The organism is Rapidithrix thailandica (genome assembly GCF_039710355.1).
GTDB classification, from domain to species: domain Bacteria; phylum Bacteroidota; class Bacteroidia; order Cytophagales; family Flammeovirgaceae; genus Rapidithrix; species Rapidithrix thailandica.
Window position 1 is genome coordinate 840,043 of sequence record NZ_JBDKWZ010000001.1, and the last position, 24,222, is coordinate 864,264.

The window sequence follows — 24,222 nt, forward strand, 5'->3', positions numbered from 1 at the left end:
GCTTACTTTAGATCTATGATTTATTACATTTGGTTTAATTGTTAGTTAGAGGAAAAGGCTCTACTCTTGATGAGTGGAGCTTTTTTTGTTTGAAAGCAGGGCGAAAGTGAATAATAAAGGAGCGATCAGCCTGGGTTAATATTTTTATTGCCAATAAAAAAGCCACAACCCTGAGAGAGTTGTAGCTTTTGGGAGTCTTTTAGAATAAGGAGTTCGAATTAATAGAACTTTGTAATGCCCGGTTGTGCTTCTTTGATATCCGGCCATTTCATATCCCAACTGTATGATTCGGTAGGAGGCCCGAAAACTTCTTCCGAGTTGAGTGCTTCTTCCCAAGTAATGGTTTTACCGGTGTAGGCGACCAATCGTCCAAGAATGGCAAGCATCGTACTGTTACACATCCAATCTCCGTCATTGATCGGTTCTCCTTTGCGGATCGCGGCAAACAATTCATCGTGTTCCGTTTGGTACATTTCATTGTCTTCGCCTTTGAACCTCCACTTTTCAGGACCGGTAATTTTATGTTTGTTTCTGGAGCAGTCGATCAAAGCTTGTCCCTTGGTTCCAACAATGTCTAACCCATAGCTTCGGTCACAGTCATTCTGTCTGCGGCTAAAGTGAAAGCCTTTTGCCCCGTTTTCATATTCAAACATGACGGCAAAGTGATCAAAGTTATTTCCGATCACACCATCTTGATAAACCTGTCTTCCTCCGGTACCAGTCGCTTTGATAGGAGCTTTGTCGCCCATGGCCCAGGACAAAAGATCCAGAGTATGAACAGCAAACTCAGCAATCATATCACCGGATATCCAATTGAACCGGCCCCAGTTTCTCATATTATATTCATTGTCCGACCATCCGGGTTTGCGGTCTCTGTGCCAGTAAAGGTCTGCGTTTTGGCTGGCATAGATACAATTAACATCTCCGATTTGTCCTTCATGTATCCGTTTCATGATTTCGCGCTTGGGGTAATGAAAGCGCCAGCAGTACCCGGCCACTACGGAAAGGGATTTTTCTTTGGCCAAACGGGCTGCCTCTTGGGTTTTGCGGATACCCGGAGCGTCAACCGCCATTGGTTTTTCGGTGAAAACATGTTTTCCTGCTTTGACGGATGCCATAAAATGCTCGGGTCTGAAGGCAGGGGGAGCCGCTAATAAAACAACGTCTACACCGGATTCTAACACTTTTTGATAAGCATCAAATCCTACGAATTTGTTTTTCTTTGAGACTTTTACTTTATCAGGGTGAATTTTCTTAAGGTTTGCATAAGACTCTTCCAGGCGATCTTCAAAAATATCGGCCATAGCAGTTAACACTACATTGGGGTCTGCATTTAAGGCTTGGTTGGCTGCTCCTGATCCTCTTCCACCACATCCTATTAAGCCCACTTTTAATGTATCAGAGCCTTTACCTAAACTAGGGTTGGATAAACCCATATTCAAGGCAATGGCTCCACCGGCTGTTGCTAATCCTGTAGTTTTGATGAAGTTGCGTCTAGAGACGGATTCGTTTTTTCTCATTTTCGTTTTTGTTCATTATAAATTTTAAGAAATCATTGTGATTGATAGGCTCTATACAAATGTATAAAATCTTGAGAAGAATGTTGATGGGGAAAATTGTGTAATTGTTATTCGATAACAATGTGTAGAATATCCACACTGTAAGTCGCACAATGATGTGACAGTGTTTTACTTGGCTTTAATTTTTATAAATTTTGGATTGAATTTTTTTTAGGAATCCCCGGAAGTGAAAATAGCTCTTTGGGTTACTTTTCCCCAAATGGGTAGGGAACCTTGTAAATGTTTAATTAATAGTGAGTTATGTTATAAAAAAATAGGCATATATGCCTAAGAGAAATAGTGAAAACTATTCATTTGTTTTTAAATAAGTACATTGTTATTTTCCTGGAATTGACTTTTTGTGATTTTTTCAAAGTTTTGGTTTACAATTATTTAGACTATTTTTGCCCCCCGTGAAGCCCTTGAATAAATTACTCAATCTTGCACCTTAGCTTTTTTGGTATAATCTGTGAATAATTGTTAATAAAATTCTCTTAGTTACTAAAGACTTTTTGCGTTTTACCTTCTACTCAATACTAACTACACAGAGCTTTTGAAAAAGGGAGCTCATTTAATTACTCTAATTTTTTTCATAGTTGAACATCGACAATTTTTTTTATTACTAAATCTAAATAATCTGTGATTAGGCTGTTTAAGTTACTAAACCTAATAGTGATAGGTATGGCGTTACCGGTATGTGTAATTGCACAGGGAACCTGCCCGAATTTGGCACCCTGGGCATATGCCGGAGAAGATGTAGTGATCAAGTTGCCTGAAAACAAGCTTTTGTTGTACGGCAATAATTCTAAGGATTTTGATGGTAAAATTGGTAGGTATGCATGGAGTTACGTGAGTGGGCCCAAAGCTCCGGCAATTTCCGGACAAGGTTTGCAAACGGCCTCGGTGAGTGGCCTGATAGAAGGACGATATGAATTTGAATTGACCGTTTGGGATAACCAAGGTGCTTCGGCAAAAGACCGGGTGGTAGTGTTGGTGAATGCTTCGAATGGAAATGTAAAGCCTATTGCAAAAGCGGGAGTTGACCAAACAATTACTTTACCTCAGAATACTGTAGGGTTGGATGGAAGTGCTTCCAATGATGCGGATGGAACCATTAAGGCATATGCCTGGCAACAAAAGTCAGGGCCGCTTGAGGCTATAATGGAAGGAGCAAATACGGTTTCTCCTGTAGTGAGTGGCTTAGTAGAAGGACAATTTGTATTTGAACTGACCGTAACCGATGATTCAGGCGATAAAGGGACTGATCAGGTTACGGTAACTGTTTTATCTCCAGCCAATCAGGCACCGGTAGCCGATGCAGGTTCCGATCAAAGTGTTACACTTCCGGTAAGTACAGTTCAGCTGGACGGAAGTGCTTCCAACGATGCGGAAGGAGAAGTGGTTAGCTATAGTTGGCAGCAGCAATCAGGCCCGGCTACGGCAGTCATTGAGGGGGCGGATGTGGCAGTGGCTACGGTAAGTGGCTTAGTGGAAGGTGTATATGTGTTTTCTTTGACTGTAGTAGATGAACAAGGAATTCAATCTGTTGATGAAGTCTCTGTAATCGTATTTGACCCGGCCAATCAAGTAGTCCGTATCAATGCGGGCGGGGCTGAGATGTTGACACAAGACGGAAAGGTATGGTCGGCAGATCCGCATCCGGCAGGCAGCAGTTATATAGCGGATGTAAGCGGGAATCCAAACCGGGTAATAGCAGGTACGGAAGATGATTTATTGTATCAAACAGAGCGGAATGACGGAGGACAAGGATCGTTTGTTTACGAGTTGACTGTACCAAACAGCAATAGCTATACGGTGAATCTTCACTTTGCGGAGTTGTACTGGGGAGCACCGGATGGAGGTCCCGGAGGAACTGATAGAAGGGTATTCGATATCAATGTGGAAAACGGCCAGGCAGTAGTGTCGGATTATGATATGAATGGGGAAGTAGGTCCATTGACAGCGATAGTGAAGAGCTTTACCGGGATCAGGGATCAGGACGGAGATGGTAAGATCAAAATCGAATTCGTTACGAAAGTCAATAAAGCAAAGGTAGCCGCGATTGAGATTGTGCCTACTGATGATCAGGTATCCAGTGTTCCTCAGTTAGCCTTCATTGAGAACCAGGAAGTCGTTGAGGGTGCTGTAGTGAATGTACCTGTCAGTGCTGAAGATGCGGATGGAGACCCAATTACATTAAGTGCTGAAATCCGCGAAAACGGAAGTTTGATTTCAGAAAACCTTTATGAATTTATAGATAACGGAGACGGTACGGGAGCATTGAGTATGCCGACAGCAGTAGGGGATGGCGGAACCGTCTGTGAAGTTCGTGTATCTGCTACAGATAAAGATGGAACAGATACGGAAGAATTTACCGTATCGGTCAAAGTGGCCGGTGTGAATGAAGCTCCGGTAGCCAATGCGGGTTCTGACCAAACGGTTACATTACCTGTCAATACCGTTCAGTTGGATGGTAGTGCTTCCAGTGATGCGGAAGGAGCCATTGCCAGTTATAGTTGGCAACAGCAATCAGGTCCGGCTACGGCAGTCATTGAGGGAGCGGATGTGGCAGTGGCTACGGTAAGTGGCTTAGTGGAAGGAGTTTATGTCTTTACCTTGACTGTAGTGGATGCGGAAGGCGAACAAGCGGTTGACGAGGTGAAAGTGACGGTAAAACCTGAGGCTATTCAAGATAATGTAGTCCGTATCAATGCGGGCGGAGCTGAGATGTTGACACAAGACGGGAAGGTATGGTCGGCAGATCCGCATCCGGCAGGCAGCAGTTATATAGCGGATGTAAGTGGCAATCCAAACCGGGTAATAGCAGGCACGGAAGATGACTTATTGTATCAAACAGAGCGGAATGACGGAGGATTGGGATCGTTTGTTTACGAATTGACTGTACCAAACAGCAATAGCTATACGGTGAATCTTCACTTTGCGGAGTTGTACTGGGGAGCACCGGATGGAGGTCCCGGAGGAACTGATAGAAGGGTATTCGATATCAATGTGGAAAACGGTCAGGCAGTAGTGTCGGATTACGATATGAATGGGGAAGTAGGTCCATTGACAGCGATAGTGAAGAGCTTTACCGGGATCAGGGATCAGGACGGAGACGGTAAGATCAAAATCGAATTCGTTACGAAAGTCAATAAAGCAAAGGTAGCCGCGATTGAGATTGTGCCTACGGATGATCAGGTATCCAGTGTTCCTCAGTTAGCCTTCATTGAGAACCAGGAAGTCGTTGAGGGTGCCGTAGTGAATGTACCTGTCAGTGCTGAAGATGCGGATGGAGACCCAATTACATTAAGTGCTGAAATCCGCGAAAACGGAAGTTTGATTTCAGAAAACCTTTATGAATTTATAGATAACGGAGACGGTACGGGAGCATTGAGTATGCCGACAGCAGTAGGGGATGGCGGAACCGTCTGTGAAGTTCGTGTATCTGCTACAGATAAAGATGGAACAGATACGGAAGAATTTACCGTATCGGTCAAAGTGGCCGGTGTGAATGAAGCTCCGGTAGCCAATGCGGGTTCTGACCAAACGGTTACATTACCTGTCAACACCGTTCAGTTGGATGGTAGTGCTTCCAGTGATGCGGAAGGAGCCATTGCCAGTTATAGTTGGCAACAGCAATCAGGCCCGGCTACGACAGTCATTGAGGGAGCGGATGTGGCAGTGGCTACGGTAAGTGGCTTAGTGGAAGGAGTTTATGTCTTTACCTTGACTGTAGTGGATGCGGAAGGCGAACAAGCGGTTGACGAGGTGAAAGTGACGGTAAAACCTGAGGCTATTCAAGATAATGTAGTCCGTATCAATGCGGGCGGAGCTGAGATGTTGACACAAGACGGGAAGGTATGGTCGGCAGATCCGCATCCGGCAGGCAGCAGTTATATAGCGGATGTAAGCGGGAATCCAAACCGGGTAATAGCAGGCACGGAAGATGACTTATTGTATCAAACAGAGCGGAATGACGGAGGACAAGGATCGTTTGTTTACGAATTGACTGTACCAACCAGCAATAGCTATACGGTGAATCTTCACTTTGCGGAGTTGTACTGGGGAGCACCGGATGGAGGTCCCGGAGGAACTGATAGAAGGGTATTCGATATCAATGTGGAAAACGGTCAGGCAGTAGTGTCGGATTACGATATGAATGGGGAAGCAGGTCCATTGACAGCGATAGTGAAGAGCTTTACCGGGATCAGGGATCAGGACGGAGACGGTAAGATCAAAATCGAATTCGTTACGAAAGTCAATAAAGCAAAGGTAGCCGCGATTGAGATTGTGCCTACGGATGATGTCGTGCCAAATCAATCACCGATTGCAGATGCGGGTTCTGACCAAACGATTACATTACCTGTCAACACCGTTCAGTTGGATGGAACTGCTTCTACTGATGCGGAAGGAGCATTGGCAAACTATCAATGGACGAAAAAATCCGGTCCTGTTTCGTTTAACATGGATAGTGAATCGAGTAGTACTCCGTTGCTCACCGGTTTGGTAGAAGGAATCTACGTGTTTGAATTGACCGTAACAGATGATAAAGGATTGCAATCTACGGATGAGGTATCAGTGGTCGTATTACCGCAAGAAAATACAAGTCCTGTAGCCAATGCGGGAGATGACCTTACGATTACTTTGCCTGATAGTTCGGTACAGTTAGACGGATCAGCTTCTAAGGACGCTGAAGGGAGCATTACATATAATTGGAAACAAATTTCCGGCCCGTTGAGCAGTGCGATTATCGAAGGGGCCAATACGGCAACACCGACTGCATCAAACCTTACAGAAGGAGTGTATGTCTTTGAGTTGACTGTAACAGACGAAGAGGGTCTGCAGGCAAAAGACCAAGTACAGGTTACGGTTGTAACGTTGGAAAATCAAGCTCCGATTGCTCTTGCAGGTGATGATATTGAGCTGAGGCTTCCTGAGAATGAAACCACCTTGAATGGCACAGCTTCCATAGATTTGGACGGAACCATTGTTTCGTACCAATGGCAGCAAGTGGCAGGCCCTGGGTATTTTGCCATTGAAGATGGTGAAACCGCTATGGCAAAACTATCTTCGCTGGTAGAAGGTCAATATGTTTTTGAGTTGGAAGTGACGGATGATCACGGAGCAAAAGATTCCGATCAAATTATTGTAACGGTATTGCCGAAAGAAAACCAACTGCCTGTAGCAATAGCCGGAGAGGATATAAGCATTACCTTACCGGAGAATGCGGTTACGTTAGACGCTTCGGCTTCATACGATACAGACGGTGCGGTGATTGAATATGTTTGGGAGCAAACATTAGGTTCGGCTTCTTTTACTGATGGAGGGTTGAACGCAAGTGTATTGAGCTTAAGCGATTTGAAAGAAGGGGTATATGAATTTAGCGTAACGGTGACAGATGATAGAGGGGCGCAAGCTTCGGATCTGGTACGTGTCACTGTGAACCCTGCGAAGAACCTTGCTCCCGTAGCGGTGGCCGGCAACGATACAACTTTGGTAGGGGCAACGAACCTATTGACACTGGATGCTTCCGGCTCTTATGATGAAGATGGAGAAATCATTGAGTATAATTGGAAATTGATTTCAGGATCTGATGCGTTTTTCAGCTTTGTCAGCAATGAACAAAAGCCTACGTTGGTCAACCTTCCTCTGGGGCAGTATGAATTCCAATTGGCCGTAGTAGACGACAAAGGCTTGGCTTCCCAGGATATTGTCTTGGTCAGTGTTGTGGAAAACCCCCTCAGTGTGCAGGTAAATGCGATGAAATTTATCACGCCTAACGGAGATGGAATACACGATACGTGGGAAATTAAAAACCTGGAAGAATTAGGACAAGTATCATTAATGATCTTCAACCGGGCAGGCCATACGGTATATCAGACAGACGCTTATAACAATGAGTGGGGCGGTATCCAAAACGGCAAGCTTTTAGAGAATGGAGACTATTATTATATCCTGACTGGAGAAAATGATGACTTCAGAAGTACAGGAGGAATTAGAATCATCTATTAATACAAAACGATTAGTAAAACCGTGAAACGAATTCTGCAATTACTGACCCTGGTATCCCTAGTAGCAATTGGTAACGTAAGTGGACAACAATTGCCCGTGTACAGTCAGTATTTTATGAATCCCTATTTGTATAATCCCTCTTTTGTAGGAAGTAATGATTATACGGAACTAAACATAACGCACCGCCAACAGTGGGTAGGCATTGAAGATGCTCCCGTTACCAATGCGATCAATCTTCAAGTGCCTACCGCTGGTAGGCTCTCCTTCGGGATGAGTGCTTATTCAGACAAAAGTGTACTGTTGCGCAATTCTTCATTATTGTTGAGTATGGGGTACGAGCTACCTCTGGAAAGGGGAGTGGATCATTACATCAAGTTTGGAATGTCAATCGGAGGGGGGATGAACCGCTTTGATATGGACGCCATCGGTGAGGTAAACGATCCGGCTCTTATCAATGTAATCAATACGAATTATTATATGGATGGGCAGTTTGGGCTGCATTACCGGTACAAAAATCTGACCTTGGGATTTGCCCTGCCTAAGCTGTTCCAGTCCAAAGCAGTGAGCGAAGATCCTTTTAACCAAGTGAAATTCGAACAGTTTCAGGAAAAGATCTTCACTGCAAGTTACAAATTTGAAGTAGTCCCCAATGTATTGACGGTAGAACCTCATATGATCTACCGTACAGGAAGCCGTTCCCATTCCAAATTGGAAGGGGTAGCAGTGGCAACCCTCAAGGACTTAGTCTGGTTAGGAGGGGGGTATCGTGAGAATTATGGTGCTACGGCTTTTGCCGGAGTTAAAGTGAAGGACTTTTTGAAAGTGGGGTATGCGTATGAGTTTGCCCGCCCGCAACAGACCAGTTTTGGCAACGGAACACATGAATTGCAAATCAATATGGCCTTTGGGAAAAAGAAAGTACGGGATAACGAACTCCGTTATAAACGTAATCGTCCGGTAGTAAAAAGAGCTCCCAAGCCGAACCTCAAGAAAAAGAACGAGCCTAAAAAGCCGAAAGAGAATGAACTGTTGACCGAGGAGCACGATATTGTAGATAATATTGAGGAAGCTGCCGAGGGCCAGGAAGAAATTGTGGCGGAAGAGCCTGTATCAGAAACGGCAACTGAAGAAGTCGAAGCAAATGAAGTGGAAGAAGTTGCCGCAGACCCGCAGTTGGCTGCAATTGACGAGCTTAAATCAGAACTTGGTGAAGACAGTGTGCAAATCCGTTACAGGATCGATGATGTAAAAGACCTGAAAGTAGGAAATTACATAATAGTCGGGGCTTTTAAAGAGTACAAGTACGCCTTGGATTACAAAGGGAAAGTAAGTGCGAAAATGCCATACAGTGGAATTGGTTACATGAGTGATAAACAATTTTACTATGTATATGCTTTTAAATCCGGAAGTCTGGAGAATTTGAAAAAATTGTATAAAAGGGTATTGAGCTATCCAGAATTCAAAGAAGCCTGGATTATGATCACAAAAAACAAAGAGTAATACCTGAATTAACAAACTGTGCTGAAAGATAATTTTTTAGTTTAATTCGATAATTAACATGTTGAAGAGTAAGATTTTGAGATTTTCTTGGATGATGGTGGTGATGATCGGCTCTTTGGGAGTTATCCATGCAACAACTATTTCGGGAATTGATGGAGGGGCTGTGCATATTGCTTCTTCTGCTCCCGCCAAGCCTGCCGGATCTGCAGTCATCAACTATTCTTTGAGTAGTGCCGGAAAGGTTTCCATCAATATTTATAATGGACAAGGGAAAGTCGTAAGGGAACTGTTGCACGCTGTGTCGAAAGGTGCCGGTAACCATTCCGTCACCTGGAATGGCCGTGATAACAATGGCAATGCTCTGCCATCGGGAAATTATACCTGGAAGATGGCCGCTGTGCCTGGGTTTAAAGCCTCATATGTGGCAAGTTTGGGTTCTAATTACGAACCTGGCGATAGAATGTGGCAGAATGCTCCGGGGTGTCACGTTTCGGCCCGTGCGGTTGCCGCTGACGCATCGGGAATTTATGTTGCGGCTCAATTGACCGAGAACATCGATAACATGATGATCAAAATGTCTTTTGACGGAAAGCGCATGTGGTCGGCCAGAAACCCGATTCCATGGAGAGGAGCGTATAGTATGGCAGTATCCAACGGGCGTTTATATCTTCTGAATCATGGTTCTCCAAGAGAAAGTACCATGAACCTTTGGGTGTATAATAAGAATAACGGTAGTAGGATCAAGGATGCGGAATTTAAGGTCTATTGGGATGGAGAAGAAAGACACGAATTTGATGATGGAAATGACTTCTCCATGGATATAGATGTGGATGGCGACCTTCTGATCGTGACGTATCACCATCGCAATGCCATAAGGGTGTACAGCCTTTCCCAAAAGAAAATGATCAAGCAGATTGACATCAATTGCCCGAAAGCATTGACCATTGGAAACGGAAAGCTTTATGTGGCTTCTTGCGAGAAGATTGTAAGAATTGATTTGCAAAACTACGCCAAGTCTTCTTTTGCCTCTCAACTGAAAAACCCTCAACGCTTGGACTTTGACCATGTCAATAATAAGCTTTTTGTGTACGAACAGTCGGAGCAGATCAAAGTACTAAATCTGAGTGGAGGGGTAGAAAAAACATATGGTAAGTTGGGTGGCCGGGTAGATGGCTTGTATGAACCCAATTCTTTTAGAGAAGTGTCGGATTTGGCAGCGGATGGAAAAGGCGGCTTTGTCGTAGCCAGTCCTTATTACCCGCCACGGAGAGTCGCCCACTTTAATAGTAACGGGCAACTGAATAAAGAATGGTATGGCGGACAGCTATGGGCACCTTTTGTAGGAATTGAAACAGATGACCCTACTACGCTCTGGATGGCGAGTGACTGGCATGGAATCATGCGATTAAAGTTGGATTACAATACGGGTAACTGGTATGTACATTCTACCTATAGATACGGGGGGATGGCTGGGATCGCCAGAAGGCATAACAATGCGAAGCTGTGGGATGCCCGAACGGTCAATGGCAAAACATACCTGATTAATTTGGCCGATTTGGTCATATTTATTGTAGATGAAAAACAATGGAAAATCCGGCCGGTAGCACAACTATACTGGCAAAACTGGAACTGGCCGAAAATCGTCAGGGAATGGGTACCGGCTAATAGTAAGTCGTATGCTTGGGCGGATGCCAATGGCGATGGGTTGTTACAACAGCCTGAGGTGACTTTTTATGGTCAAGATCCTCCGTCTGTAGCGAATCCATATGTAGATAAGGATATGAATATCTATTATACCTCTTCGGGAAGCAACCCTCGGGTCGTTAAGATGAGTGTGACCGGGTGGAGAGGAGATGCGCCTGTGTATAATTATCCGGGGGGAGAGGTAAAGGCCCCTGTCAGATTTCTGAATAATAATGAATATCGTTGGGGAGGATATACTTACGTGGATAATGACGGAACGATATACGGGGCCTACAATGAGATGGCCTATAAAAATGGCAATGCGGCATGGGGAAATTCCAAAAATTCCTTCTTGATGAAATTTGACAGGAATGGGAATGAAAAATGGAAAGTAGGTAAAGGAAGAGCAAATTGGGAAGAAAAGTTGAATAGTAACAACTATAACTACGATGCCCCTTTAAATCCCGGAGAAATTGATTTCTTTAGAAAAATTGCCGGAAAAGTGAACGGTGCGGTAGTAATGACCAATATGGAGGGACTGCCTACCAAAACCACTACCTATGCTTTTGATGAGGATGGATTGTTTTTAGGAAGCTTGTTTGACAATATCGACCATTCCAAATTAGAACAGTTGTATGAATTTGGCGGGGAGGCTTTGGAAGCTGATATGATCAAGTACAACGGACAAGTATATTTCTTTGTCTGTTGGATTAATGAAATCCGGGTGTTTAGAATTACCGGATGGAATAACTGGCAAAAATCTCAAGGAAATATCTCAATTTAGAATCATATAGTGACCGACCGAAAAACCCCGGAAACAATTTGCTTCCGGGGTTTTGTTTTGATTTCACTAAACTAATTAATGAATATCCCACCATAATTTATGGCTGTGTTGGTCGCTTCCTATATTTTGAATGGCTTTTTCTACGTTGGCAGCGTTCACGGTTTTTTCATTGTCCGGGTATTTCAACCTTTTGGGAATGTCCTCATAGGTGAGGTTGCCGTCTACCGGAACATTCAGAATGGGGTAATCCAATCTACGCCACTCGGCCCAGGCCTCGCCTTCTTGTAAGTACAGCGCTAGCCACTTTTGGGTGCCTATTTTTTGCTTGTAATCGCCCGGGGCATTTGCGTAATTTACATCGTCCTGAGATAAGTAGGCATTGATGTTACTTTCTTCTACTCCCCAATATTCCATTGAGGCTCTGATGCCTGCGTGGTAATGCTCTGCGGCTGTGCCACCTACGGCAATGTTTAATTCTGCTGCTTCAGCCAGCAAAAATGCTACTTGTGCATAGTCCATAAAAACACCGGGTTGAGAAGGGTTTTTCTGAATATCATTATGAGGCCGGGAGGCTAACCAATAATTCATGTTTTGGCTTTGACCAAAAGGCACACCTGCGTAAATATTGTAAGCGCCATCTGCCTCATTCCAGGCATAGCCGGCATATTTGTGAATTCTGGGATCATCCAAATCTTTGAGCATATCAATAAAAGTATTGCTCAATCCGTATTCTTGCCGGTCGATATATTGGGTATACACCGGGTTGGCATTCGGCACTTCCAAAAACTGAAACAGGGCATTGTCTGTATTGGAGGTGAACACTCCGGCTTGAATGGCTTCTTCCACCGTTTTTTTGCCCAATTCCGGTGCTACATCCATGATCCGCATTCCCAAACGCAATTTGAGGGAAGCGGCAAATTTTTTCCATTTGTACATATCACTGTTGTACACCAAATCGTAGCTTTCAAAAGCTCCGCTATTGGGTTGAATCAGGGTAATTGCCTCGGTGATTTTTGCTACCAGGTCCTTATAAATTTCTTCTTGAGTGTCATAAGCCGGGTTGGGAATGGTCTCACCGGATAAGGCATTGAAATAGGGGATATCCCCATAAGCATCCGTCACTAGTTGAAAGCCCCATACCTGTAAGGTCTTGACAATGGCTAACCGGTTGTTTTTTTCTTCTTTGGAGAGATAGCCTTCAGGAGCTGCTTCAATCAATTTTTGTGCTTCCGCCAAATCTTTTAAGCCTTTGGTGTAATATTCACTCCAGTAACGGTTATAAAAGTTTGGGGAAAGTTGGTAACGGCTTTCCTGGGTATAAGCGATCTGACCGAAATGTTGACTTAATAAGGCATTGGCATTGGTGCGGGCATCGAGCACCAGGTAATGAACCATCAAGGAGCTTTGGGCATTGGCCACCAGGTATTTTGCATCTACTTGAGAAGGTTCCTTTTTATTTTGATTGATTTCTTCAAAATCTGTGGTACAGCTCCAAATGAGATTGCACAAGGTGCAAGCCAGCAGTCCCCGTAGGATATATGTATAATAGTTCATAAAAAAATCTTTGTTTAGAAGTTAAATTTCAAGTTGAATCCGTAAGAGCGGGTGGTCGGTAAAGACCCGGTGTCAAGCCCTTGTACATTGCCCGATCCATAGGTCATTTCCGGGTCGATATGCTCGAAGTTGCGGTGTAAAATAGCCAAGTTTCTTCCTGTAACCGCGAAGGTTACGTTCTGAAACGGTAATTTTTCCAACAGGCGGGCAGGCAAGGTATATCCGATGCTGACCTCTCGTAGTTTGACGTAGGAAGCATCAAAGACAGAATTTGCGTGGGGGTTATTGTTGTAATAAGTGGCACCGTCCCAGGCCGTCACAGGTACGCGTTTGGTGTTGGGGTCACCGTTTTCCGTAACCCCCGGAACAATCACTCCACCGGAATTTGCGTCATTGGTTACCGGGTCGCGTTTGGGGTTGCCTAAGTCATTGAGTCCGGCTGTTTCTTCCAGTACCCCGGTACCCATGCCCCAGTAATGGGTTAGTGAGAAAAATTCACCTCCTTGACGGATGTCAATCAATGCACTCAAGTGAAGGCCTTTGTAGGAAAATTTATTATAAAGACCGGCCCGCCAGTCAGGGTTGTAATTGCCTAACACTTCCAGTTCTTCAGATTGCAAATAATAGCCATCGCTCCCGACTACCGGTTTCCCGTCTTTGTACACAAAATTGGTTCCGATCAATGCGCCATAGGGCAATCCCTCTTTGGCAGCTACTTGCACATGGTTACTGTTTAGCACATGGGCGGTAATGCCCGGAGCCAGTTTTTTAACCTGACTTTCGTTTTTAGCCCAATTGGCAGTGATGGCCCATTCGAAGTCTTTGGTCCTGATGGGAATGGCATTGAGGTTGATTTCTACCCCTTTGTTGTTTAAGTGGCCGGAATTGACATAACTGTAATTATAACCACTGGCTGCTGAAACGGAAGCTGCCAGAATTTGCTTGCGTGAATCTTTGTTGTACACCGAAATATCCACTCCCAAACGGTCTTTCCAGAAAGACATTTCTATCCCGGCTTCCCAGGAGCTGGTTTCTTCCGGTTCCAAATGAGCATTGTTGAGGGTGTTGTTGACGGTATAACGGGTTTTATCCCCGTAGTTTCCTGTGTTATAGTAAGTATTGAGGATACTGCTGATAGGAGCATCGTTTCCTACTTTAGCATAATTTAAACGCAACTTTCCGAAGGATAAAAAGGAAGAGCCTGCAAATACGGGGAGTTCCGAAAAGACAAAACTGGATGAAATAGAAGGATAAAAGAAATGATTTTTGCTGGCAGGTAAGGTAGAGGACCAGTCGTTACGTCCGGTAAAATCCAAAAATAACATATCCCGGAATCCCAATGAAATGCTTCCGTAAACACTGTTGACCCTGCGGCCTCTGTCCCATTCGTCTTTGGAAATATTCGGGGATACAGAGTTGGAGATAGCGTACAAGTTGTCTAACTCCAAGCCTCCTACGGTAGATTCGTAGATGCCATCATAGTGGTTTTCTCTTCTGCCGATGGCCAATAAGCCGGAAAGTGAAAACTGATTTCCCAAATCTTTCTCTACATTGAGCATGAGATCCATGTTTGTTTCCTTTTCCATCCGGAAGCTCCGGTAATAGTTACTCAGTGAAAAGCTGCCTTTGGCAAGGCGTTGCTCTACTTCCATTACGTTGTAGTCAATGGACGCTTTTCCGGTAAGACTGAGCCAATCCTTCAATTGATAGGTGAGGCCCCAAGTACCGATCAGGTGCTCCCGTGTATCGCTGGGATAGTTGTTGTAACGGGTCCAGTAAGGGTTGTCCCAATAATTAGGCGTAGGGTCCGAATAGCTTTTCCGGTTCCAGGGTTTTTGTTGACCGGCAGATGTCTGGTAATTTTTTAAGCGCCCCATATCCAGTTGGCGATGGTGCCACATACCAAAGCTGGCCATTAAACTCAGGGCCGTTCCCGAATCATAGCCCGTGCCCGGGCGTCCCATTACCTCTTGGTTGGAATAATGTACGCTGACTTGTGTGCTGAGTTTGGGGCTGAGTTTGAGCCGGCCGTTAAATGAAAAGTGATTTTTCTTAAGTGAAGAGTTCGGCAGTACCCCTTTTTCATCGGTATTGGTGTAAGAAAAGCGGAAGGAACTATGCTCATTACCTCCGTCCAGGGCAATGTTGTTTACCCAAAGTTTTCCGGTTTCGAAGAAGGCATCAATGCCGTTGGGAGTAGCGGTCCAAGGCCGGGTCTTTAAATAATTTTCTTTGTCTGTGGGGTCAAAAGCATCCCAATGCAACACTTCCTGTCCATCAAACCTGGGTCCCCAGCTCACGTCTTCTTTGTAATTGGCAACCTTATAGGTCTTTCCATCGATTTCCACTTCGTCAAACCCCGGGCTGTCACCACCTCCGTATTCGTTTTGATAATTGGGAAGAGTGGCTTTGTTAATTTCGCTGAAGGTAAGACTGGAGCTGACCGACACACCTAAACCTTTGCGTTTGGAGCCTTTCTTGGTGCTGATGATGATCACCCCGTTGGATCCCCGGGAGCCGTATAATGCGGTAGCGCTGGCTCCTTTCAGTACCGACATGCTTTCAATGTCTTCCGGATTAATGTCAGAGGCAAAATTCCCGTAATCGTATCCTCCGCCACCTCTCAGTTGGTCGTTGCTGTTGATATTGCTATTGCTGATGGGTACACCATCCACCACAAACAAGGGTTGGTTGTTTCCTGTAATGGAGCTGCCTCCCCGGATCACAATATTACTGGAGCCGCCCAGATTGCTGGAAGAGGTAACGGAAATCCCCGGAACTTTACCGGACAAGGAGCTTACTACATTGGTCGTTTTGACGGTGTTCACTTCTTCTCCATCCAATTCTTTGACGGCATAACCCAAGGACTTTTTTTCCCGGGAAACACCCAATGCCGTGATCACGACTTCTTTTAACTGTTTTGTGTCTGATTTCAAGACCACATTGATAACCGATTGTCCTTTGATCTCAATGGTTTTAGTGATAAAACCTACGAAGGAAAACGATAAGCGTTGGGCATCGTCAGGTACGGTGATTTTATATTTTCCATCCGGGTCACTTATTGTGCCCGAGCTGGTACCTTCCAACATAACCGAAACCCCCGGGAGGGGAATTCCATCTTCAGCAGAAGTTACCTGCCCTGACACAACAGTTTGCTGGGCTTGAGTAAGGTGAAAGCATAAGAGTAGTATGCTTAAAAAGTACAAGCGTAATCCATGATTCATAGTGTTAACAGTTTGGTATTAGTGGGTTAATGAAAATTTCAACTACCCAATATTACCGTTTCGTAGCATTGTATTTTAATACCTTTTTAGCTTATTCGTATACTATTTTGATATATATATTATCTCTTATTAATATACTGTTTTTAGGGGTTTGTTACTTTTTGGTATTTTTTTAAAATACTGATATATAGTATATTAATTATTATTATGAGGTATTTTTGAAGGGGGTGTTCTTTGTTTTTTTTATTATTGTTTGAATAATATTGTATATAAAAAAATCAAAATAGTATTATTGTGAAAGTGGGAAGGCTATTGTTAAATTAGAGATTTCAAGACGAGCGAAGATGGAAGTCAAAGCCTGTTTATAGAAGAGAATACGGATTGGTTTGCTGGGGGTTTCTTTGAATAGTTCAATTTTTTTTTGAAAAATATATCCGGTATTTCAAACTATCTGTTTAGGAAGGATTATCTTAAAAAAAGATCGCCAGGGAATGGAATAAGGCAATTTCTTCTTTTGAAGAGGATAGAATTATTGATTCTTTGGTAGTTGGCTTGTTAATGATGTTTAATGCCCGCTATTTATTTTTTTAATTAAGTATTAATAGGTGTTATTTTATTATATTTATATTCCCTTCTAGTTAAATATTGTGATTATGTACCTCTTGGGTGGTTAGCTCAATCAACCGATACGTTAGACGTGTACCCAACCTATAAATCAATAATAAACATATTTGTCTTTTTCATGCCGGGAAGCTGTAGTTGTATCTTCAAAGCCGGATAATCGGTTTTAACAGGCAAAAACGGAATTGCAGTAATTCTAGATGCATATGCACTTTGTAGTTATTAAGGTTATAGTCTGTACCGGTATGACGATCGCGTAAACGTGTGAATCAGCGGCTAAAAAGCTTTTCATTGAACAAGTCAAGATGGAGAAGCAAAGGAGTGTGATTGCCATATCAATACGGCAACATATTTACCGGTTTGCGAAACAATACAGCACAACTTGAATTTTTTGATATCGCTCCAGATTGGAAAACGGTTTCGTCAATCCTGCTTTGAGGGTTGAGAAAATTTCCACACCCAAGGGGGCACCTGTTTGGTGTTGAGAAGCTTTCCAAGCTGACCAAAGCGTTGTTTGAACTTCCCTGTTTTTTTACTTTTTGAAAAGTCGAAATCATGTTAATTCTTAGAGATTGCCCCGGGAAATTATGCAATCGGATGTGGGCGTATTCTTTTTTTATCGCATTTGCCCTAAAGCATCGTTTACAACTGATCATCCCTTTTTTTGACCGGTATAAATTTTATTTTGAGAATCTGAACCGGTATCCTTATGTGGTATTTACATTTTCCAAGAACAAATTTATGGATAAAGTGCTGACCAAATGTTTTCAAAAACTTGAAAGGCTATTGGCTTCTGCCTCAACCATGAATGGAAAATTAGGCGTGATTTATTTAGAAGACAATGGTTCGATACCCGCTTTGTTGAAGGCCACCCGGTCAAAAGTGGTCTTGATTAACTCATGGGCGTACTTGAAAGACACTCAGGCAATGATGTCTTACTCCCGTATGATTAGAATTCTGTTTCAACCGAAAGAAAATTACCGGAGAAAGGCTGAAAGGATATTGACTATGGCCAGGTTACAGAGCGATGTGTTAATCGGAATACACGTTCGAAGAGGCGATTATAAGGCATTTATGAATGGGAATTATTATTATGAAATTGCAGACTACCATAGAGTGATGAGTGAAGTACAAGAGGATTTTAATCAATGTGGAAAAAAAGTCAGTTTCTTTATCAGTTCCGATGAGCCCATTTCTTTGAATTTATGTAAAGGGATGAACTGCTATTGGATTGAAAACTCTCATGTGATAGAAGACTTATACGCCCTGTCGCAATGTAATTTGATATTGGGACCTCCCAGTACATATTCGATGTGGGCTTCGTTCTGGGGGGAGAAACCCATTCAATTTATCCGGTCTAAAGACTACAAGGTAACAAAAGAGGCGTTTCAGAAAGTGCTGTTTCAAAACTATTTTGAAGGGAGAAGATTTTTTGATTTTTATCAAAATACATTTATGAACCGGCCCGTTCCGTATTATCATAAAATTAACGGGCCCCAGAGAGAAGATAACGTAATACGGTTGTTGTGAAACTCCAAGCCCCACAAAGCAGATTTTCTACTTTATGGGGAAAGCCAAGGGAGGATCCTAAAAATCCTTTTTTCTGCCTTTTACTAAAATTCCTGTTACCGGGATGATCACCCAAATGATCAGTGCTGAAATCGAACAAGAGATGCCCAGTCCCGTACCAAAGAATTTTTTGAAGACTGCTCCGGTATACCCCAGTAGGGCGGAAATATCCAGCTTGAGCATGACCAGAATGCGGGAAAGGTCGATAGGGTTGAAAAGGGTAGCTCCTATGGCTAGTTTTTCAATAGGGTATTCTTCAAAAAGAACTAAAGACAACAGAAAAAGCCCATCGTAAATCAAGGCCAAAAGTAACCATAGAACAATGGCCAGACCGAAGCCTTTGATGCGGTTTTCATGAGCCAGGCCTATCCAGTAAGCAAAAGCTGTAAAAATACAGGTAAGCAGTGCCCCTGAGAGCAACAAAGTGAAGAAATTCCAGATTTCGCCGGAGACTTGAATGCCATAAAACAAGAAAGGCAAACCGGTACCGAGTAAGAAACTGCTGGACAACGATAAAGACAAACCCAGGTACTGCCCCATGAAAATGGCTTTTCTCCGGATAGGTTGGGCGAGTAGTAATTCGGTAAAGTCCCGGCTATTGTAATAATACATAATGCCGAAAATTGTCCCGATCAAAGGGGTGAGAATCAGAATGATACTGCTCAGACTGATGATGCCTTTGAGCAGGTCGCCACTGAAGTAGAGTAGGGAAGAGGTAACGATCAGGTAAAAAAGCATATAGGTTAAACTCCAATAGCTTCTGATCAGGTCAAAAAAACTGTATTTCAGTATCTTAAACATGAGCTTCTTTTATTAGAATTTGGGCAATGCTGTGTTCTAAGTCCGCCTGTTGTGAGAGTGCATTCATTTCGGTAAGACTGCCTTGGAAATAAATTTTTCCTTCCAATAAAAAGACAATCTCATCGGCCAACTCTTCTACCACGCTCATAATATGCGTGGTGAGTAGAATGGTTTTTCCTTTGGCTTTTTCCCGGGAGATGAGTTCTTTCAGATGAATCAAAGCTACGGGGTCGAGGCCAACCGTAGGCTCATCCAGGATGATCAGCGGGTTGTCATACATAAAGGCAAGTACTACGTTGACTTTCTGGCGGGTTCCTCCGGAGAGATTGCGAAGGCTCTTGTTGAGGAACGGTTCCAAAGAAAAGCGTTCGATCAAAGTGCGCTCATCACCCGGACTCTCGCGGATGTCTTTCACCAGTTGGATGAGTTCATTCACTTTTAAATTTTCCGGGAAACGGGCCACTTGGGGTAAGTAAGCGATTTGCTTGCGATGTTCCCATTTGCCTACGGTGGGTTTTCCGTTGAAATATACTTCTCCTTTCTGAGGAATCACCAAGCCGAGAATGGATTTAAGCAAAGTCGTTTTGCCGGAGCCGTTGGGTCCCAGGATGGCAGTGGTGCTACCCGGAGTGATCTCAAGGTTGACGGACTTTAAGACTTGGTTGCGGTTGAATGATTTTTGTACATCAGTAATGCGTATCATCTTGGTAGGGGTTTCATTTTGGGGGCTTCGTCTTTTAAGGTATCCGGGGTAAGCACCGGGGTGACTTTTTCTGCAAAATTCAGAAAGTCGATGAAAAGGCTTCTCAATAGGATAATTGACTCAGGTACCCGTGCCACCATGTATGAGAAGACCTTGACCGGGCGGTAGGGAACATCGCCAATGCCGTCTTTATCCAAATCATACCCTGTATATTCGCTCCAATAGTTTCCCGTATAATCATTGTAATTGGTAGCGTTGGGGTTGGTGGAAAGATCAAAGGTGTTCGAGAGAAAATTATTGGATGCGAATACATTGTCCATGCAACTCCCTAAAATTTTCAAGGCCCATCCGTTTTGCTCAAAGTTGTTATGAGAGACTTGCAGGCGGTTAGACCCTTCGGCATAAATACCAATGGTATTCTCTTTAAATATATTTCCCGAGATTTCCCCATCGTAAATTTCTTTGAGCAACAAGCCGTAGGATGAGCTCCCCCAGTTTTTAAGAAACAGGTTATTTTTCATCGTAATATAGCGGGAAAACATCACCGCTACTCCAGCGCCATTGTCGGTAAAAGTGTTGTTTGTATAAGCATTATGATTGGAAAACATAAAGTGCAGACCGTAGCGCAGGTTGCCTTTGCTGGTGTTACCCGTAACCGAGCTGTTTTCAACGAACTCCAAGTAAATACCGTCCCGGTGGTTTTGTGTCAGATTGTTTTCTATGGTAATATTTTTACAATACCACAAATGAATGGCATTGGCCGAAGACATTTCATTCTCAGCGTTGCCGATGACTTTGTTGTTCCGCACAATACTTTTGGACGTATTGTTCAGGTAAATGCCGAAAAATGTATTGTGTAATTCATTGTTTTCCAATAGGCAATACTCAAATTTATACACTTTGATACCGGCAATATCTTCCGTATAACTAGGGGCCATGTTTTGAATACGAAAACCTTTGATTGTGACATGATCGCTTTTTACGGAGATGATTTCCTGCTTTTGATGCGCGCCTTCTATCACCGGGTAGTTTTCACCGATCAGAGTGAGGGGTTTGTCAATGGTGAGGTTACCTTCGGTATAAGAGCCCGGTTTTACCCGTAAAGTATCTCCGGCCCGGGCTTGTTGAATTCCCTGGCGAATGCTGTTTACCGGGCACGTTTTACAAATCGTCCGGGTGCCAGCCTGGGCAAAGGATAGCAGGTTGGAAAGTAAAAGGCCGATTATCAGTAAGGTACGTTGATTTGCCATTTGTCTTAGAATTCTTAAACCCTCAGTGGTTGATGGCACTGAGGGTAAATGAGCTTAAAACTGAAAATTTATATTCATATAAATATTTCTTCCCGGACGTAGAATGTTTCCCCAATCCAAGTGTTGTTGATAAGCTTTGTCCAAGAGGTTCTCTATTCCGGTTTCTACTTTCAGGGTTTGCATAGCAATGGGAAGTTGATAGGCTGCCCGCAAGTGAAATATCACATATCCCGGAGTGGTACGCTCTCCGAATTTTGAACTGGTTCGGGACTGTTTAGTAGCCATTTCGCTTTCCATTTGGATATAAAATTTATCCGGGTGATACCGCAAAGAACTTGTGCCCTTTAAGGGGGCAATCAATGGGAGTGGGTCTTTATCGTTGTCCTCACCATAAGTATATTGAAGGCTATTCATCCAAGTCAGGCGTTCGGTAGGTCTGAGCAGTAACTCTAATTCCGAACCATACAGCACAGCGGAAGGAATGTTGCCATATACTTTTACCCCGTTGGCGCCAATGGTCATGGCACTGAGTTCAGGGGCAAGACTACCTAAAATATAGTCCTGGATTTGATATTGATAAACCGTTCCCAAAACCTGAATGTACTTTCCCGAATAATCCAGAGATAGTTCGGTGCTGAATGATTTTTCCAGTTCGATATCAGGGTTGCCAATGTAATCGTAGCCATCGTAACGATTGAACAGGTAAAAACCAAATTGTTCGCTAAGGGTAGGCAAACGTTGCGTGTAACCTGCCTTTATCCTGCTTGTCCAGGATGTAGCCCATTTCCACTCCAGTTGAGCGCTTGCACTTACAGGCAATTCCTGAAAAGCCTTGTCCACATCATATCCAAATACTTCCAGTTGTTTTTTACCAAATTCTTCGGTCAGTACGGAGTGACTCCATTCCGTACGGGCAGTTAATTGTACATTCAGTGAATTTGTAAGCAGTATTTTGTCTTCCAGGTAAATACTTGCTGAAGTTCTGCGAAAGTCCGGCCAGGTAAGCATAAACATAGGTTTTTCTCCTTCGGCATACATGGTCATTTCGGCCCTGGCCCGGTTTTGATAAGCTTCCAGGCGTGCCCGTAGACGGTGTTTGCGTAAAGGGGTAAACTCTGCATTGACAAATGCCCCGTACGTATCACTTTGTCCTGGCATATCCATATGCATGGGAACATCAGGCCGTTGGGTGTCATCCATGGCATGCCGGATGAAGTTTGCATACAGTTTGGTTTCTATATGCGAGAGCCAATGATCTTTGAAAAACTTTTGGTAAGAAACCGCTCCCATTTTAGCCCTGGCATAACCCACGTCCATAGGCAAGGCCGGATAGCCTACATCCCAGGCATCGTCCATCAGTACATCTACTTTTAGCATTTGAGAATTTTTCAGTAAACGCTTTCCTGAAAAGGAGATGTTTACTTTGTTATATTGAGAAAAATTCACCTTTTCCCCATTGCCATTCCGGTAATTTTCATGCCTGCGGTATACCGCATGAGTCCTGAATGCCCAGCGGTCTTGAGAAAAGTTTAAGGAGAGTGCGTGATTACTTCCTTTGGAGGCTGAATGGTAGCCACTGCTGATTGCTCCCCGCCAGCTTTTATTTCTGTCAAACAAGGGTTCTTTCAGTTTCATATTCAGGTTTCCTCCCAGGGAAGACCCGAGAGCATTGTCTTGTTCGATCGCGATGGAATGCAGATTGTTGGTTTCTACATAGGAGGTTGCCGGGTCCATTTTGTCGGTACAGGCTCCAAAGATTTTCATCCCGTCCAGTGTTACATTGATTTGCCCACCGGATAAGCCCCTGTAGGTAGGCTCCAAGGCATAGTTTCCTCTACGGATCAGGTGGACCCCTGACATCCGCTCCAGAATATCCTCAATACTACTATGTTGATTGGTTTTATAGAATTGAGTTATTCCTGACCGCTCATCGATCGCTTCCTCTTCTACCACTACCTCGTCCAACTTCAATACATTGAGAGAGTCGGAAGGGTAAGGAGAGTTATCACCGGATTGGGCCATGGTAATCGAGTAGCCCAACCCGGTATATATAAATAGTATCCAAAGACTTTTCATAATATCAGCCTTTTATTGGAAACAGTTTTTAGATCCGTATTTAAAATTCAATGTCAAAATACTTTTCATCATTGATCACTTCTTCTCCTTTTTCAAGCGTGATATGTATCCGCCAAAGGCCCGTCATGGTGAAGTTGACTTTCCCTTGGTAAATGCCATTTTCCATATGAACAGGATGGACATTATTGGGAGAGCCGTGCCCCATGGTAGGCATTTCGGGAGTGATTTTTACCTGATAATCGGTGACGGCCGGAAAATCCATCATGCCGACTCTCTTATGGATGGCCACAGCAAAATCATTAACTCCGGTTTCCGGAGCATCCGGAGATACTAAAGAGACAAATATTTTTTCTTCCCCATTCATAAAAGAATAGACTCTCTCGGTTTCTGGTTCTTCTACTTCCATGTGGAAGGAAGTCATCCCCGTTTTTCCCTTATTTTTCACTTTTAAGCCTAAGGTCCATTTGCCCATTTCCCCGCTAGGCATAATGAATACGACAGCTCCGGCATAAAGGTGAGTTTCTTGGTGAAAGACAGGGTTGACAAAAGGGGCTGAGTGGGACATTTGTGACATTTGCATCATCGGCATTAATTCTATTTCTGCCTCTTGGGACACATTCTCCGAAGCTGAATCGAATAAGGCAATGAAAAACTTATTGAAACCGACAAAGGGGCTTTCCTGAGTGTATATTTCCACTTTGGTAGCAGCGCCTAAGGCATAGCCTTCTTTGATTTTTACTAGGCCTTGTGTGTTTATTTTGGGTGCAGCTTCATCGTCATCGCTACAAGCGGTAAATAAAGAAAGCGTAAAAAGAATACATGTCAGGCGTATAATAAGGTTGAATAATTTCATTGTTCGTACTTTTAAAAAGTTTTTGGATGATAG

12 protein-coding genes are annotated in these 24,222 nt (G+C 43.6%); 4 read left to right on the plus strand and 8 right to left on the minus strand.

What is annotated here, in order from left to right; translation table 11 throughout:
• Positions 1-218 precede the first annotated feature (218 nt).
• A complete protein-coding gene (locus AAG747_RS03145) occupies positions 219-1,520 on the minus strand; it encodes a Gfo/Idh/MocA family oxidoreductase (protein ID WP_346819668.1) in 1,302 nt (433 codons plus the stop codon).
• Positions 1,521-2,240: 720 nt separating this feature from the next.
• On the opposite strand from AAG747_RS03145, the gene AAG747_RS03150 reads away from it, so the two are divergent.
• Genes AAG747_RS03150 through AAG747_RS03160 form a run of 3 tightly spaced genes read left to right on the plus strand, consistent with a single transcriptional unit; the run spans position 2,241 to position 11,538 of the window.
• Complete coding sequence (locus AAG747_RS03150) at positions 2,241-7,571, plus strand: PKD domain-containing protein (RefSeq protein ID WP_346819669.1); 5,331 nt, start codon at positions 2,241-2,243, stop codon at positions 7,569-7,571.
• Between the two features lie 21 nt (positions 7,572-7,592).
• Complete coding sequence (locus tag AAG747_RS03155) at positions 7,593-9,071, plus strand: PorP/SprF family type IX secretion system membrane protein (protein ID WP_346819670.1); 1,479 nt, start codon at positions 7,593-7,595, stop codon at positions 9,069-9,071.
• A gap of 58 nt (positions 9,072-9,129) precedes the next feature.
• Positions 9,130-11,538: a FlgD immunoglobulin-like domain containing protein gene (locus tag AAG747_RS03160; protein WP_346819671.1), complete on the plus strand. Its 2,409-nt coding sequence runs from the start codon at positions 9,130-9,132 to the stop codon at positions 11,536-11,538.
• 75 nt (positions 11,539-11,613) lie between these two features.
• Here the strand turns inward: AAG747_RS03160 and AAG747_RS03165 are convergent, their stop codons facing one another.
• Together AAG747_RS03165 and AAG747_RS03170 are read right to left on the minus strand one after the other, a co-directional pair.
• The gene (locus AAG747_RS03165) at positions 11,614-13,092 is read right to left on the minus strand and encodes a SusD/RagB family nutrient-binding outer membrane lipoprotein (RefSeq protein WP_346819672.1); all 1,479 of its coding nucleotides are present in this window, start codon (positions 13,090-13,092) and stop codon (positions 11,614-11,616) included.
• 14 nt (positions 13,093-13,106) lie between these two features.
• Positions 13,107-16,316, minus strand: a complete 3,210-nt coding sequence (locus tag AAG747_RS03170; protein ID WP_346819673.1) for a SusC/RagA family TonB-linked outer membrane protein — start codon at positions 16,314-16,316, stop codon at positions 13,107-13,109.
• Positions 16,317-17,492: 1,176 nt separating this feature from the next.
• On the opposite strand from AAG747_RS03170, the gene AAG747_RS03175 reads away from it, so the two are divergent.
• The gene (locus AAG747_RS03175) at positions 17,493-18,467 is read left to right on the plus strand and encodes an alpha-1,2-fucosyltransferase (RefSeq protein WP_346819674.1); all 975 of its coding nucleotides are present in this window, start codon (positions 17,493-17,495) and stop codon (positions 18,465-18,467) included.
• Between the two features lie 57 nt (positions 18,468-18,524).
• Here AAG747_RS03175 and AAG747_RS03180 read toward each other — a convergent pair whose 3' ends face one another.
• The 5 genes from AAG747_RS03180 to AAG747_RS03200 are packed head-to-tail and all read right to left on the minus strand — an operon-like array spanning position 18,525 to position 24,189.
• A complete protein-coding gene (locus AAG747_RS03180) occupies positions 18,525-19,307 on the minus strand; it encodes an ABC transporter permease (protein ID WP_346819675.1) in 783 nt (260 codons plus the stop codon).
• Positions 19,300-20,010, minus strand: a complete 711-nt coding sequence (locus AAG747_RS03185; protein WP_346819676.1) for an ABC transporter ATP-binding protein — start codon at positions 20,008-20,010, stop codon at positions 19,300-19,302. Before AAG747_RS03185 ends, AAG747_RS03180 begins: the two co-directional genes overlap by 8 nt.
• On the minus strand, positions 20,007-21,260 hold the full coding sequence (locus AAG747_RS03190; protein WP_346819677.1) for a nitrous oxide reductase family maturation protein NosD: 1,254 nt from the start codon (positions 21,258-21,260) through the stop codon (positions 20,007-20,009). Before AAG747_RS03190 ends, AAG747_RS03185 begins: the two co-directional genes overlap by 4 nt.
• 54 nt (positions 21,261-21,314) lie before the next feature.
• Complete coding sequence (locus AAG747_RS03195; RefSeq protein WP_346819678.1) at positions 21,315-23,336, minus strand: TonB-dependent receptor plug domain-containing protein; 2,022 nt, start codon at positions 23,334-23,336, stop codon at positions 21,315-21,317.
• 40 nt (positions 23,337-23,376) lie between these two features.
• Complete coding sequence (locus AAG747_RS03200) at positions 23,377-24,189, minus strand: FixH family protein (RefSeq protein WP_346819679.1); 813 nt, start codon at positions 24,187-24,189, stop codon at positions 23,377-23,379.
• Between the last annotated feature and the right edge of the window lie 33 nt (positions 24,190-24,222).

What these genes read in the sequence shown, in the direction of transcription:
- AAG747_RS03175 (WP_346819674.1), top strand. Translation starts at nt 17,493, where the DNA reads ATGTTAATTCTTAGAGATTGCCCCGGGAAATTATGCAATCGGATGTGG.
- AAG747_RS03170 (WP_346819673.1), bottom strand. Translation starts at nt 16,316, where the DNA reads ATGAATCATGGATTACGCTTGTACTTTTTAAGCATACTACTCTTATGC.
- AAG747_RS03180 (WP_346819675.1), bottom strand. Translation starts at nt 19,307, where the DNA reads ATGTTTAAGATACTGAAATACAGTTTTTTTGACCTGATCAGAAGCTAT.
- AAG747_RS03160 (WP_346819671.1), top strand. Translation starts at nt 9,130, where the DNA reads ATGTTGAAGAGTAAGATTTTGAGATTTTCTTGGATGATGGTGGTGATG.
- AAG747_RS03145 (WP_346819668.1), bottom strand. Translation starts at nt 1,520, where the DNA reads ATGAGAAAAAACGAATCCGTCTCTAGACGCAACTTCATCAAAACTACA.
- AAG747_RS03200 (WP_346819679.1), bottom strand. Translation starts at nt 24,189, where the DNA reads ATGAAATTATTCAACCTTATTATACGCCTGACATGTATTCTTTTTACG.
- AAG747_RS03195 (WP_346819678.1), bottom strand. Translation starts at nt 23,336, where the DNA reads ATGAAAAGTCTTTGGATACTATTTATATATACCGGGTTGGGCTACTCG.
- AAG747_RS03190 (WP_346819677.1), bottom strand. Translation starts at nt 21,260, where the DNA reads ATGGCAAATCAACGTACCTTACTGATAATCGGCCTTTTACTTTCCAAC.
- AAG747_RS03150 (WP_346819669.1), top strand. Translation starts at nt 2,241, where the DNA reads ATGGCGTTACCGGTATGTGTAATTGCACAGGGAACCTGCCCGAATTTG.
- AAG747_RS03165 (WP_346819672.1), bottom strand. Translation starts at nt 13,092, where the DNA reads ATGAACTATTATACATATATCCTACGGGGACTGCTGGCTTGCACCTTG.
- AAG747_RS03185 (WP_346819676.1), bottom strand. Translation starts at nt 20,010, where the DNA reads ATGATACGCATTACTGATGTACAAAAATCATTCAACCGCAACCAAGTC.